The 13,066-nt window shown below is 68.3% G+C and carries 8 protein-coding genes; 2 read left to right on the forward strand and 6 right to left on the reverse strand.

The genetic code is table 11. The features are described from left to right. Nucleotides 1–86: 86 nt before the first annotated feature. The 3 genes from B5F85_RS03465 to guaA form a co-directional block, all read right to left on the reverse strand. On the reverse strand, nt 87–2,243 hold the full coding sequence (locus tag B5F85_RS03465; RefSeq protein ID WP_087314442.1) for a Tex family protein: 2,157 nt from the start codon (nt 2,241–2,243) through the stop codon (nt 87–89). Nucleotides 2,244–2,420: 177 nt separating this feature from the next. Next, nucleotides 2,421–3,479: an alcohol dehydrogenase gene (locus tag B5F85_RS03470; RefSeq protein WP_087314444.1), complete on the reverse strand. Its 1,059-nt coding sequence runs from the start codon at nt 3,477–3,479 to the stop codon at nt 2,421–2,423. A gap of 248 nt (nt 3,480–3,727) precedes the next feature. Next, nucleotides 3,728–5,317 carry a glutamine-hydrolyzing GMP synthase gene (gene guaA / locus B5F85_RS03475; RefSeq protein WP_087314445.1) on the reverse strand — a complete coding sequence of 530 codons (1,590 nt, stop codon included), beginning with the start codon at nt 5,315–5,317 and terminating at the stop codon, nt 3,728–3,730. 218 nt (nt 5,318–5,535) lie between these two features. On the opposite strand from guaA, the gene B5F85_RS03480 reads away from it, so the two are divergent. Together B5F85_RS03480 and B5F85_RS03485 are read left to right on the forward strand one after the other, a co-directional pair. Further along, on the forward strand, nt 5,536–7,056 hold the full coding sequence (locus B5F85_RS03480; protein WP_239386650.1) for an LCP family protein: 1,521 nt from the start codon (nt 5,536–5,538) through the stop codon (nt 7,054–7,056). A 52-nt stretch (nt 7,057–7,108) separates the two neighbouring features. Continuing rightward, complete coding sequence (locus B5F85_RS03485; protein WP_087314448.1) at nt 7,109–9,238, forward strand: hypothetical protein; 2,130 nt, start codon at nt 7,109–7,111, stop codon at nt 9,236–9,238. Between the two features lie 107 nt (nt 9,239–9,345). On the opposite strand, the gene ychF is transcribed toward B5F85_RS03485, so the two are convergent. The 3 genes from ychF to B5F85_RS03500 form a co-directional block, all read right to left on the reverse strand. Next, complete coding sequence (gene ychF / locus B5F85_RS03490; protein WP_087314450.1) at nt 9,346–10,422, reverse strand: redox-regulated ATPase YchF; 1,077 nt, start codon at nt 10,420–10,422, stop codon at nt 9,346–9,348. Between the two features lie 10 nt (nt 10,423–10,432). Beyond that, the gene (locus B5F85_RS03495) at nt 10,433–11,731 is read right to left on the reverse strand and encodes a 4Fe-4S binding protein (protein WP_087314452.1); all 1,299 of its coding nucleotides are present in this window, start codon (nt 11,729–11,731) and stop codon (nt 10,433–10,435) included. A 286-nt stretch (nt 11,732–12,017) separates the two neighbouring features. Beyond that, a complete protein-coding gene (locus tag B5F85_RS03500; protein ID WP_087314453.1) occupies nt 12,018–13,010 on the reverse strand; it encodes a glycosyltransferase in 993 nt (330 codons plus the stop codon). Nucleotides 13,011–13,066 lie beyond the last annotated feature (56 nt).

Consider the following 13,066-nt stretch of genomic DNA (forward strand, 5'->3'; position numbering starts at 1 on the left):
GGTACAGCGCTTGCTGAGAAGAACAGACGGGTCGGAAGGCGTACATACCCTCCCGGCGGGGTGTGCATACCCTCAAGGGGAGCCGCTTACTTGCCCTGAACCATCGTGAGCGAGATCTTGCCGCGGTCGCGGTCCACGCGCTCGACCCAGACCTTGACCGTATCGCCCACCGCCACGACGTCGCTCGGGTGCCTGACGTAGCGCCGGGCCATCTTGGAGATGTGCACGAGGCCGTCCTGGTGGACGCCCACGTCGACGAAGGCGCCGAAGTCCACGACGTTGCGCACGGTGCCCGTGAGCTCCATGCCGGGCTGGAGATCGTCGATCGAGAGGGCGGCGCGGCTGAAGACCACCTCGGGAGCGTCGTCACGCGGGTCGCGCCCGGGCTTCTCCAGTTCGGAGACGATGTCGATCAGGGTCATGAGACCGCAGTCGAGCTCGCCGGCAAGCAGAGCGACGTTGCCCAGGCGCTGTTGGATGTCGGGGATGCCGCCGCGCGCGAGGTCCTTCTCGGTCACGCCGGCGCGCTCGAGCAGGGCCTGAGCCACCGGATAGCTCTCCGGGTGCACGGCCGTGGCGTCGAGCGGGTTGGCGCCGCCGTTCACGCGCAGGAAGCCGGCACACTGCTCGTAGGCCCTGGGACCGAGCTTGGAGACCTTCTTGAGCTGGCGACGGTCGGTGAAGGGGCCGTTTTCCTCGCGGTAGGCCACGATGTTGCGGGCCACGGCGGGCGTGATGCCGGCGACGTAGCCGAGCAGGCTCGCGCTCGCGGTGTTGACGTCCACGCCCACGCGGTTGACGACGTCCTCCACCACGTTGCCCAGGGTGCGCGCGAGCTCCGCCTGGTCGAGGTCGTGCTGGTACTGGCCCACACCGATGGACTGGGGCGGGATCTTCACGAGCTCGGCGAGCGGGTCCTGCAGGCGGCGGCCCAGGCTCATGGCGCCGCGCGTGGTGACGTCGAGGTCGGGGTACTCCTTGCTCGCGAGCTCGGAAGCCGAGTAGACCGAGGCGCCGGCCTCGTTGACGATGGTGTAGCGCAGCTCCGGCGCGGACTCGGTGATAAACTCGGAAACCACTTCCTCGGTCTCGCGGCTGGCCGTGCCGTTGCCGATGACGATGGTGTTGATGGCGTACTTGGCCGTGAGGCGCGCGAGCTCGCGCTTGGTGCCCGCGACGTCGCGGCGCGGCACCGTGGGGTAGACCACGCCGTGGTCGAGCAGGGTGCCGTACTCGTCCAGCACCGCGACCTTGCAGCCCGTGCGGAAGCCCGGGTCGAGCGCGATCACGCGGGCGCCACGCACGGGACGGGCCGAGAGCAGGCTCTCGACGTTTTTGGCAAAGACACCGATGGCGTCGGTCTGGGCGCGCACCGTGAGGCGGGCGCGGACCTCGCGCTCGAGCGAGGGGGCCATGAGGCGCTTGTAGCCGTCGGCGATCGCGGCATCCAGGACCGGCACAAAGACGCCGCTGCGGCGCGGCCAGCGGGCGGCCAGGCGCGCGACGGCCGCGGCGTCGTCCACGCGCACGCGCACGCGGAGCTTCTCCTCGCGCTCGCCGCGGTCGATGGCCAGCACGCGGTGGTTGGGAATCTTGCGCGCCGGCTCGGCGAAGTCGTAATAGGGCTCGTAGGGGGTCTTCTCGCCCGCGCTCACCGCCACGGACACGATGTCGGCCGTGCCAAAGGTGAAGTCGCGCAGGTCGGCCACGTTCTCGGCATCCTCGGCCACAACCTCGGCCACGATGTCGGCGGCACCGGCGAGGGCCTTCTCCGGCGTGTCGAAGCCCGCCTCGGCGGCCTTGGGCGTCACGAAGCGCGCCGCCTCGTCGAGCGCGGAGCCCCTGGTCGCCGCCTGCATGAAGATCATGTTGGCCAGCGGCTCGAGCCCCGCCTCGCGAGCCTTCTGCGCGCGCGTCATGCGCTTCTTGCGGTAGGGCTTGTAGAGGTCTTCCACGCGCTGGAGCTGCGTGGCGGAGCGAATCTGCTCCTCGAGCTCGGGCGTGAGCTTGCCCTGGGCCTCGATGAGCACGAGCACGTCAGCCTTGCGCTGCTCGAGGTTGCGCAGGTAGGCCAGGCGCTCGTCGAGGGTGCGCAGGGCGACGTCGTCCATGCCGCCCGTGGCCTCCTTGCGGTAGCGTGCGATGAAGGGGATGGTGTTGCCCTCGTCGATGAGCTGGACGGCGGCCGCGACGGCCTCCGGCTTGAGGCCGAGCTCCTCGGCGAGCGTGGCGATGATGTCCATGTGGCTGTGACTCCAAACGGTCGCGTGCAAGGCTCCCTAGCATACCCGAAGCGACGAGAGACCGCCTTGCCGGGTTCTTGTCCCTCAGGGAGAACAAGAACCGGGATGAAAAGCCGAGAAGAACCGTCTGCCTCGGAGTTCTTGTCCTCTCGAGAGGACAAGAACAGGTCCCGAAGCCTAGCCACGCGCCTCCCACGGCGTGATGACGACCTTGAGGCAGCCGTCCTCACGCGCCTCGAAGGCGCGGTAGGCGTCCAGGATGTCGTTCAGCGGGTAGCGCCGCGAGATGAGCAGGCTCGTGTCGAGCTTGCCTGCCGCGATGAGCCCCATGACCCCGTCGAGGCCGCACGCGTCCACGCCGCCGGTCTTGAACGTGAGGTTCTTGCCGTACATGCTGGGCAGCGGCAGCGCCTGGTCGCGCTCGTACATGGCCGAGAGAACCACGACGGCGTTGGGCCGGGCGATGCGCCAGGCCATCTCGAAGGTGTCGTCCCCGCCCGCGGCCTCGATCACGGCATCCGCGCCGCGACTGCCCGTCGCGGAGCGCACGAGGGACTCCACGGCATCGAGGTTCTTCTCGGCAGGGTTTATCAAAACGTCCGCGAGGCCGTGCTCCGCCGCACGCCGCAGGCGCGACTCGTCAACATCGAGCGCGATGATGCACCCCGGCCCCGCCAGCCGCGCGCACATCATGGTGGTGAGCCCCACCGGGCCCGCGCCGATCACCGCGACGGCTGAGCCGGGCTCGATCTGCGCCAGCCGCGCACCCCACCAGCCGGTGGCCAGGATGTCACCCAGGAAGAGCGCATCCTCGTCCGAGACGCCGTCCGGGATGCGCGTGAAGGCGTTGTCCGCGTACGGTACGCGCACGCACTCCGCCTGGCAGCCGTCGATGGTGCAGCCCAAGAGCCACCCGCCGCACTCGCAGTTGTTGACCCAACCGCGCCGGCAGAAGAAGCACTCGCCGCAGAAGGTCTCGCAGTTCACGGCCACCCGGTCGCCGGGCGAGAAGGACCTCACGCCCGGACCCGCCTCCTCGACCACGCCCACGAACTCGTGGCCGAGCACCGTGTCCGGCTTGGCCCGCGGCACGGCGCCACGCATGATGTGCAGGTCGCTCGTGCAGATGGTCGAGCGCGTCACGCGAACGATGGCGTCGGTGGGCTCCAGCAGCCGCGGGCGAGGCCGGTCGAGAAGCGCGATGTTGCCGCATCCGTCGTGAACGAGTGCCTTCATGGGGCTCCTTGGGTTGGGCGGGCCAGGGTTGGGCTGACCGCAGGTGACGTTCTTGTCCTCTGCAGAGTACTTGAACAGGGCCCAAAGCGGCTGGCTCAACGGAATCGAAGCGGTCACCGTCCTCTCGAGGGGACGATAACGTCAAGGACCGGGAGGGCGTAAAGGAAAGGCGGAGCAGCAGTTTATCGCAGCTCCGCCTTAGTATAATCTATCTTCTATATTAACTTTTAGTCGTCAGATTAAAATTTTTACTCCCACTCGATCGTCGCCGGAGGCTTGGGCGTGACGTCGTAGACCACGCGGTTCACGCCGGGGACCTCGGCCACGATGCGGCTCGAGATGCGACCGATCACGTCGTAGGGCAGCTTCGCCCAGTCCGCGGTCATCGCGTCGCTCGACTCGACGGCGCGCACGATCACCGGACGCGCGTAGGTGCGCTCGTCGCCCATCACGCCCACGGAGCGGATGTCGGGCAGCACGGCAAAGTACTGCCAGCAGCTGTGCTCGGAGTTGCGCTCGCCGGTCTCCTGGAACAGGCGCTCGTTGTAGGCGTCGAGCTCCTCGCGCACGATGGCGTCCGCGCCCTTCAAGATCTCGAGCTTCTCCGGCGTGACCTCGCCGATGATGCGGATGGCCAGGCCCGGGCCCGGGAACGGCTGGCGGTAGACCATGCGGTCCGGCAGGCCCAGCGCAACTCCCAGCTCGCGCACCTCGTCCTTGAAGAAGTGATCGAGCGGCTCGATGAGGTCAAAGTGCACGCCCTCGGGGAACGGGATCAGGTTGTGGTGGCTCTTGATCGTGCTCGCCTTGCCGCCCGTCTTGCGCGCGCCAGACTCGATGATGTCCGGGTAGATGGTGCCCTGGGCGAGCATCTCGACGCCGCCGATGCGCTGTGCCTCGTCGAAGAAGACCTTCCAGAACTCGGAGCCAATCCTGCGGCGCTTCTCCTCCGGCTCGGTCACGCCGGCCAGCAGGCGCGCGTAGCGCTGCTCGGCGTGCACGTGCACGAGCGGCACCTGGAACTGGCCGCGGAAGACCTCCTCGACCATCTCGGGCTCGCCGGCGCGCAGCATCCCGTGGTTCACGAAGACGCAGGTCAGCTGGTCGCCGATCGCGCGGTGAACGAGCGCGGCCACCACGGAGGAGTCCACGCCGCCGGAAAGGCCGAGGATCACCTTGCGGTCCCCCACCTGCGCGCGGATCTCCGCGACCTTCTCGTCGATGATGTTGTCCATGGTCCACGTGGCCGCCAGGCCGCAGATGCCAAAGAGGAAGTTCTCGAGCAGCTGACGGCCGTGCTCGGTGTGGCGCACCTCGGGGTGGAACTGGGTCGAGAAGAGCCTGCGCTCGACGCACTCCATGGACGCCACGGGGCACACGTCCGTGGAGGAGGTGACGACAAACCCCTCGGGCACGCGGCTCACGGCGTCGCGGTGGCTCATCCACACGGTCTGCTCGTCGGGCGTGCCCGCAAACAGCTCGGACTCGCCGTCGCGCATGATGCGCGCCGGACCGTACTCGCCCACCTCGGAGTGCGCGACCTCGCCGCCCAGCGTCACGGCCATGATCTGGTGGCCGTAGCAAAAGCCGAGCACCGGCACGCCGAGCTCGAGGATGGCCGGGTCGATCTTGGGCGCGTCCTCTGCGTAGACGGACGCGGGACCGCCGGAGAGGATGAGCGCGGAGGGCGCGAGGGCCTTCAGCTCGGTGGCAGAAATGTCACAGGGGACGATCTCCGAGTACACGTGCAGGTCGCGCACGCGCCGCGCGATCAGCTGGCCGTACTGCGCGCCAAAGTCGAGAACCGCAACAAACTGCCTGGGTGTCGCCTCGCTCATGAATCCTCCGGTCCTATCGCCCCCGCAGGAGCGTGCCTTTTTGCAAACTAGCCCATTATTGCATTTTCATAAGAAACGGAGTAATCCGGGCTCCCTTCATGCTCCGTACATCTAGATTTCGTATGATGCAGCAGTTGTGTCCGAGCTGCTCGCGGGGCCCGTGCGGTCCCCCAACGACAGAGAGGTCCATCGTGGCCAGTAAAAAAACCCATAAACGCATGACGAGTGCCGAGCAGGCGCACCTCTCCCAGAGCCGCTACGGCAGCTCCTCCCGCGCCGCGCATCAGGCCGGGCACCGCGCCGCAGCCGAGCCGCGCACGGTCCGCCACGCAAGCTCGACCCCGGGCGGCGCCTCGCGGTCGCAGGCCCCCTCGCGCTCCGAGGGCGTCGAGGCGTACCGGAGCAAGCGTCGCAAGAAGGGACGCGGCCGCGCGCTGCGGGGCGTCCTCATAAGCCTGCTCGTCGTGCTCCTGGGCGCCGGCGTGGCCGTGGCGCTCTACCTCAGAGACATCGACAGCCGCCTCAACCCGGACGGAGCCGTCAGCGACTCGATCCGTCAGCAGCTTGAGGCCGTGGAGCCCCAGCAGCCCTTCTACATGCTCCTTCTGGGCGTGGACAAGAGCGAGGGGCGCTCGGAGGACTGGGGCTCCGACACCTCAAACTTCCGCGCCGACACCATCATCCTGACGCGCGTGGACCCGCCCGCGCAGAAGGTCACCCTCGTCTCCATCCCGCGCGACACCCTCGTGGACATGGGAGAGAACGGCGAGCGCAAGATCAACGACGCCTACTCGATCGGCGGCGCAGCCTACATGACCGAGGTCGTGTCCGACTTCGCAAACGTCAAGATCTCGCACTACGCCGAGGTGGACTTTGAGCAGCTCACCTCCATCGTCGACACCATCGGCGGCATCGAGGTGACGCTGCCCGTGGCCGTTCAGGACGACTATGCCCAGATCGACCTGCCCGCGGGCACCCAGACGCTCAACGGCGAGCAGGCGCTCGGCCTGTGCCGCGCGCGCCACGCCTACGACGACTACGGCGGCGGCGACTTCTACCGCGCCGCCAACCAGCGCATGGTGATCGGCGCCATCGTCAAGAAGGTCCTTCAGCTCGACCTCATCTCGATGGCGACCACGGTCTCCGAGCTCGCCAACAGCGTGACGACGGACTTCAGCGCGCTCGACATCATCGGGCTGGCGGGCCAGTTCCGCAGCCTCGACGCCGACAAGGACATCTACTCCGGCCAGACGCCCACCGTCTCCGAGTACATCAACAGCATCTGGTACGAGATCCCCGACGAGGCGGCCTGGCAGGAGATGCTGGAGCGCGTCGACGCGGGCGAGTCCCCCTACTCCGACGCGAGCCAGGACTTCACCGCGGGCGTCGCCGGCTCGATCGGCGGCGGCACCAACATCTCCGACGCGGACGGCTCGGAGGGCGGCTCCGCGGTCGAGCCCTCCTACACGGGCTCGGTGAGCGTCCTCAACGCGGCGGGCGTCGCGGGGCTCGCCACCGAGACGGCCGAGACGCTCGCCGCGGCGGGCTTCGAGGCCGAGGCCGGCAACGCCTCGGACTACGTCGAGACCACGCGGGTCTACTACAACGACGACTCCCTCGCCTCCGCGCTCGGCGTCGCCAAGACCCTCGGCGTCCCCGAGGCCAACGTCTCCCAAAACGACGGCAGCTACACCACCACCTACGACGTCATCGTCGTTCTGGGCACGGACCAGGCATAGCCGCGGGCGAGAAGAACGGGCTCGCGGCACCGCCACATTCGCAGGAGGCATCATGTATGACCCGGCTGCGCTCCTCATGATCGCTCTTGGCCTCCTGCTTGCGGGGGCCGTCATCCTGGTTGCCCTCTTCTGCGTCTACAAGCTGCTCGACCGCGTGAGCCGCTTCGTCGTCTTTGCGGCGCTCTTTATCTCGCTGTTTGCGATCTCGTGGGTTCAGGGGCTCGCGACGGCGCCGGGAGCCTCCGGGGACGCCCTGCTCTCCATGGCGGCGGCGCTTAACGCCTTTGGCCAGGCCGCGCTCGCCTTCATCGGCGGCAACGGCTTCTCGCTGCTCCCCGAGCTCCCGGGCGCCGAGGCCACGATCGCGTGGGCGAGCGCCAACGCGGGCGCGCTCGCCCTGCACGTCGTCTTTGAGCTCCTGAGCCTGCTCGCGCTCGCGCTCACCGCCGAGACGGTCCTCAACTTCTTCACCAACGTCTCGAGCTGGCTGAGCGTGCACATCGATCACTTCGAGCAGGTCGTCGTCGTGATCTCCTCGGGCGACATGACCCCATGCGCACGCGCCTTCGCCCTCGACGCGGCGCGCGGGGACAGCCGGCCGCGCGCGGTCTTCTCGATCGTCCGGGAGGACTCCGGCGACGAGACGTATCGTCTGACCAGCGGGGACACCACGCGAACCCTCAGTCGCGAGTCGCTGCGCAGGCGCCTGGCCGACGCCGTCCGCCTGCGCGCGACCAGTCGCGTCGACGACGGTCACGTGGCGCTCGTCGTCTTTAGGAACGGACGCGTCACCGTAACGAGCTACGGGGAGGACGACCTGCCGAGAAGATCGGTGCCCGCGTTCGTCGACTCCCTCATGGAGGGCACGGCGGACAAGAGCCCCGTCCCGCCCGACGACGTCTACTCCTACAGCCTCGAGGAGATCAAGGTCCGCCAGCTCGTCTGCAGGCTGCTGCCGTCCCCGTACGACGTCGAGCACACCGGCGTCGGCCTTGGCCTGAGGCCGCTTGTCGCCCTCGTCATGGGCGACGACATCGAGCGCGTCGTGCTCACGACGGCCTATCTGGTGCGCAATGGGCAGGCCCTGGTCAAGGCCCATGCAGACGGGTCGATCGAGGCCAGTCTCCCGCACATCATGATCGCGAGCCACTGCGCCGACCGCATCGAGCGCCGGCTGCGCAAGTCATATCCCGCGCTCTTCCCGGCGGACGAACCGGACGGAGAGCCGGGAGCGCCCGCGCTCACGCCTCCCGCGACGATCGACTTCTTTGACAGCAAGTTCGACATGCTGGACGCCCTCTCCGCGCGCGCGGGCGACCTGGTCCTCGTGATCAACACCGAGCCCGACCTCGGCCGCGCGCCCTCGCTGCGCAACATCCTGCAGCGCCGCCTCCAGCTGCGGTTCCCCGAGGTCGAGCCCGTCTTCGTCCAGTACGACGAGGTCGAGAAGCCCGGTGTCGCGTTCGAGGACTCCTACGGCGGACGCGCCGGCGCCGCCCTGGCGGACACCAAGCAGGTGCTGATCTACGGAAGCGCCACCGAGTCCATGCAGGCGGCACGGCTGCTCCACAAGGCCCTCGACCGCATGGCCATGCTCGTCAACCTGCGCTACGGCACCCCCGCGGGGGCCGCCAAGCCCAACCTCTTTGACCCCGAGCAGAGCGCGCCGTTTATCCCCGAGGCGCTCCGGGCCTGGCGCGACTGCGACGCCTACGGTCGCGACTCGAGCCGCGCCACGGCGGACTACTCCCCCGTCGAGAGGCTCCTGTGGGTCCGGGGCTTTGACGAGCTCCCCTCATTTGGCCATGGCGAGAACAGCGACGAGGCCCTGCGCGAGGCCATCGGTCACCTCGAGCACCTGCGCTGGAACGCCTACCTGGTCACGACCGGCTATCGCCCTCGTCAGTGGGACACGCTGCCGGAGCGCTACGAGGCGGCGCTCGCCGAGAACGCCCGCCTCGCCAACCCGCGGCCCGTCCAGCAGGTCTTCAAGGAGCAGACCGTCGATCCGCGCGTCCGCGAGCACGTGGCCCTCGTCGACTGGAAGCTGCTGTCAAAGCTGGACACCCTCTTCGAGCGCATGGCCCGAGAGACCGGCACCTACCAGGAGCTTCTCGAGGCGGGGCGCCTCAAGCCCAACCAACAGAAGGACCGCGACATCATCGACGACCTCATCAGCTAGGGCGCCGCTCAACAGCCAACAGCAGGCGGCCCCGGACCGCGCGCAGAGACATGCCTCCATCTCTGCCGAGCGATCCGGGGCCGCGTCCTTGTCGACGAATGGGCGGCTTAGACGTTGAACCTGAAGTGCATCACGTCGCCGTCTTGGACCACGTAGTCCTTGCCCTCGATGCGGAGCTTGCCGGCATTCTTGCAGCCGGCCTCGCCGCCGAGCTCGACGTAGTCGGCGTAGCTGGCCACCTCGGCCTTGATGAAGCCGCGCTCAAAGTCGGAGTGGATCACGCCGGCAGCCTCGGGGGCCTTGGCGCCCACGCGCACGGTCCAGGCCTTGACCTCCATCTCGCCGGCGGTGAAGTAGCTCTGCAGACCCAGCAGGCGATAGGCCGCCTGCGCGAGCGTCTCCAGGCCGCTCTTCTGAAGGCCCAGGTCCGCCAGGTACTCCGCGGCCTCCTCGGGATCGAGCTCGGAGAGCTCGGCCTCGACCTTGGCGCAGATGGGGATCGGCGTCACGCCGTCGATGGGGGCAAGCTCCTCGCCCAAAGCCTCCTCGTCGACGTTGGCCACGTAGAGGATTGGCTTCATCGTGAGGAGGAAGAGCCCCTTGGTCTCCGCGCGCTCCTCGTCGGTCATCTCCATCGTGGCGGCGCGCTTGCCGTCGTTGAGCCACGCGAGCAGGCGCTTGGCCACCTCGTACTTGGGCGCGAGCTCCTTGTCGCGCTTCGCGTCCTTCTCGAGGCGCGGCAGCTGCTTCTCCAGGGACTGGATGTCGGCCAGGATGAGCTCGGTCATGATCGTGTCGGCGTCGCCCGCGGGGTCCACGAACTCGCCCACGCGACCGACCTCGCGCATGACGTTGGGGTCGGTGAAGTAGCGCACGACCTCGCAGATGGCGTCCGTCTCGCGGATGTTGGCGAGGAACTGGTTGCCGAGGCCCTCGCCCTCGTTGGCGCCCTTGACCAGGCCCGCGATGTCGACGAACTCGACCGTCGCCGGCACGATGCGCCCGGGGTGCACGATCTCGGCGAGCTTGCCGAGGCGCTCGTCGGGCACGTCGACGATGCCCACGTTGGGGTCGATCGTCGCGAAGGGGTAGTTCGCGGCCAGGCCGCCCTTCTTGGTGAGCGCCGTGAACAGAGTCGACTTGCCCACGTTGGGCAGGCCCACGATGCCAATGGAAAGCGACACGTTCTTCTCCTTACTGCTTGTTCTTCTCGGCGTCCGCGGAGTCGTCGAGCTTCTCCAGGACGTCGGCCACGCGGTCGAGCTGCTTCTTGCCCAGCTCCTTGTATTCCTCCGCCTTGGCCTTGGCCAGGGCCTTCTTGCGCCGGATCTCCTCGGTCAGCTTGTCGGGGATCACCAGCTCGCACACGTCCATCGGCTCCATGGAGAGGGCGCCGTCCTCGCACACGGCCACGCACGCGCCGCAGCTCACGCAGTAGGCCGCCTTCACCGTGACGTTGCCGTTGCGGTCGACGTCGAGGGCGTGGGTGGTGCACGCTTTGGCACACTCGCCGCACATCGTGCACAGGCTCGAGTCGCACACGGGGGCCTCGAGCCTCACAAAGTCCGCGAGCCCCTCGTCGCGCTGGAGCGCCCCCATCATGAGCTTGCGTCCCTGGGTCAGGTAGCGCTGGCGATTGCTCGAGGTCTTGGCGCCCACCGCGGCCTCGAGGTCGCGCTGGAGCTGGTCGAGCCGCTTGGAGTGGTCGGAGATCTTCTTCGCCACGGCCTGGGCGCCCGCGAGCGCCGGGTTGGTGCGCGTGACGAGGCGCTCCGCCGAGTGGAGGGCGCCGCTCACGAACTGGCTGCGCTTGTAGGCGCGCGTGTACTCGTGAGTCATCTCGGCCTCGTCGACCTCGAGCCCCATCGAGGCGTCGGCCCACTCCTCCGCCGTGGCGATGGCGTCCGCGTAGACCTCCTCGCCCGTCGTCGTCCGACAGCGGTCGCAGATGCCCACGGGCAGGTAGATGCTGATGTTGGCGTAGTCCGCCATGAGCGAGAACCACAGGTCGCGCGGGATCGAGCCCACGCAGGCCAGCACGACCTCGTTGCCGCGGGGCAGGCGCTTGAGCGCGCGAGTGCACGTGACGTAGCACTGCTCGTAGGCCGAGGCCGCGCGCGCGATCTGGTCGTAGAGCTGGCGCGGGGTGTGGTGACGGGTCGAGAACGTCTCGGTGGGGCACACCGCGGCGCACAGCCCGCACTTGCGGCAGTCGTCGCCGATGATGACGGACTTCTGGTGGATCCTGAGCGCGTTCTCGACCGGGCAGACGTCCAGGCACTTTGAGCACACGTCCTCGCGGCCCGACGCCACGCGCAGGCAGCGGTTGGAGTTGGCGAAGGGCTTCTCCTTGTAGTCCGCTGGGTTGAAGACCTTGCGGTTCTCGGGGTCGTCCACGAGCGAGCTCACCATGGAGCTCGGCAGGTCAGAGAGCGCCCGCCAGTCGTTTTGCAGGTCGATGAGGTCGTCTAGGAAGTCGCGTTTCTCGGCCACGGGCCAGTCCCCTCTCCATGGTCTTCTCGGCGGCTCTTCATTGTACGCCTTGCGGGCGCAGGAGGCCCGGCCCGCGCCCGCTCTACCGGGTATGTACACCCCGGCCTGAGGGTATGTACGCTGCCGCGGCGGCTCGTTCTTCTCGGCAATGCCCTGACCTGCGGATTTGCAGCCCACATTTGACGGCGGGACGCACATACCCTCGAGGCGGGGTGTACATACCCTGAGGGCCCCGAGGACCTGCCCCTGCGCGGCCGAGAAGGACGCGCCTCCGTTGCCCTAGAGGCTACGCCAGCGGCGGCATCGGCTCCCAGGTGGGGTCGCGCAAGATCTTGCGGGCGTCTTTATGGCCGGCGACCAGGCGCGCCATGCCGCTCTTGAGGTGATCGCGGTCCACGATCAGCAGGCGGACGAGCTCCTTGGCAAAGGTGAGCAGCGTGCCCACGGCAAAGCCCGGGGCGGAGTAGTCGCCGTAGAGCCTGAAGTAGCGTGCCAGGTATCCGCGGTTGCGCGTGATGTAGTAGCGCGTCATGTCTGAGGTGGAGTTGAGCTGGCGGACCGAGCCGATCTCCTTGTTGGCCACCTCACGGCAGCGCGAGAGCACGTAGTCGGGCACGTAGTAGACCGGGCCCACCTTGCTCGCCAGGTAGCCGTAGAGTGCGTCGTCAAGGTAGATGAAGAAGCGGGCGTCGGGCAGGCCGATCTTCTCGACCACCCGGCGCGAGAAGCACCCGCCCTCAAAGCACAGGGCGTTTGCCAGCTTGTAGCGCTCGCCCTGGCGCCAGCCGTCGCGCGAGAGCGGGTTGTAGATCGCCAGGCGGGGCCAGAAGCGGTGCTGCCAGAAGAAGTGGCCCCCGTCGAAGTCGCGCCGCTGGCCCATGATGGCGTCCGCCTCGCCGCTCCAGCGCTCGAGGGCCTCGAGTCCCTCCGGCAGCACGGCGACGTCGTCGTCCATGACCCAGAACCACTCGGCGCCCAGCTCAAAGGCGCGGCGAACGCCCTCGGAGAAGCCGCCGGAGCCGCCGGTGTTCTCCGCCATGGGGTCGTAGACCGCGCGCGAGGCGCCGCCCTCTGCGTCCGGGTCATCCGCCGCCGGCGGCCACTGCGCGTCGATGCGCGCGGCAAAGTCCGCCACCAGCACGGCGGTCTCGGGCGAGTTCTCGTTGTCGACGACGATCACGCGCCAGGGCGCCGCGGTCAGGCCCAGGATGGAGTCGAGCAGGCCCCTCAGCAGGCCCTGCCGCTTGTAGGTCACGATCACGATGGCCAGGCGCCTCATCAGTCCCTCCCCTGTTTGCCCGCCGCCTCACGCGCCGCGCAGGCGCCGCGTATAGT

The sequence above is a fragment of the Olsenella sp. An293 genome (assembly GCF_002159495.1).
Lineage (GTDB): Bacteria > Actinomycetota > Coriobacteriia > Coriobacteriales > Atopobiaceae > Thermophilibacter.

Coding starts and splice junctions, on each gene's coding strand:
- B5F85_RS03465 (WP_087314442.1), bottom strand. CDS start 2,243: ATGGACATCATCGCCACGCTCGCCGAGGAGCTCGGCCTCAAGCCGGAG.
- B5F85_RS03480 (WP_239386650.1), top strand. CDS start 5,536: ATGACGAGTGCCGAGCAGGCGCACCTCTCCCAGAGCCGCTACGGCAGC.
- B5F85_RS03485 (WP_087314448.1), top strand. CDS start 7,109: ATGTATGACCCGGCTGCGCTCCTCATGATCGCTCTTGGCCTCCTGCTT.
- guaA (WP_087314445.1), bottom strand. CDS start 5,317: ATGAGCGAGGCGACACCCAGGCAGTTTGTTGCGGTTCTCGACTTTGGC.
- B5F85_RS03500 (WP_087314453.1), bottom strand. CDS start 13,010: ATGAGGCGCCTGGCCATCGTGATCGTGACCTACAAGCGGCAGGGCCTG.
- B5F85_RS03470 (WP_087314444.1), bottom strand. CDS start 3,479: ATGAAGGCACTCGTTCACGACGGATGCGGCAACATCGCGCTTCTCGAC.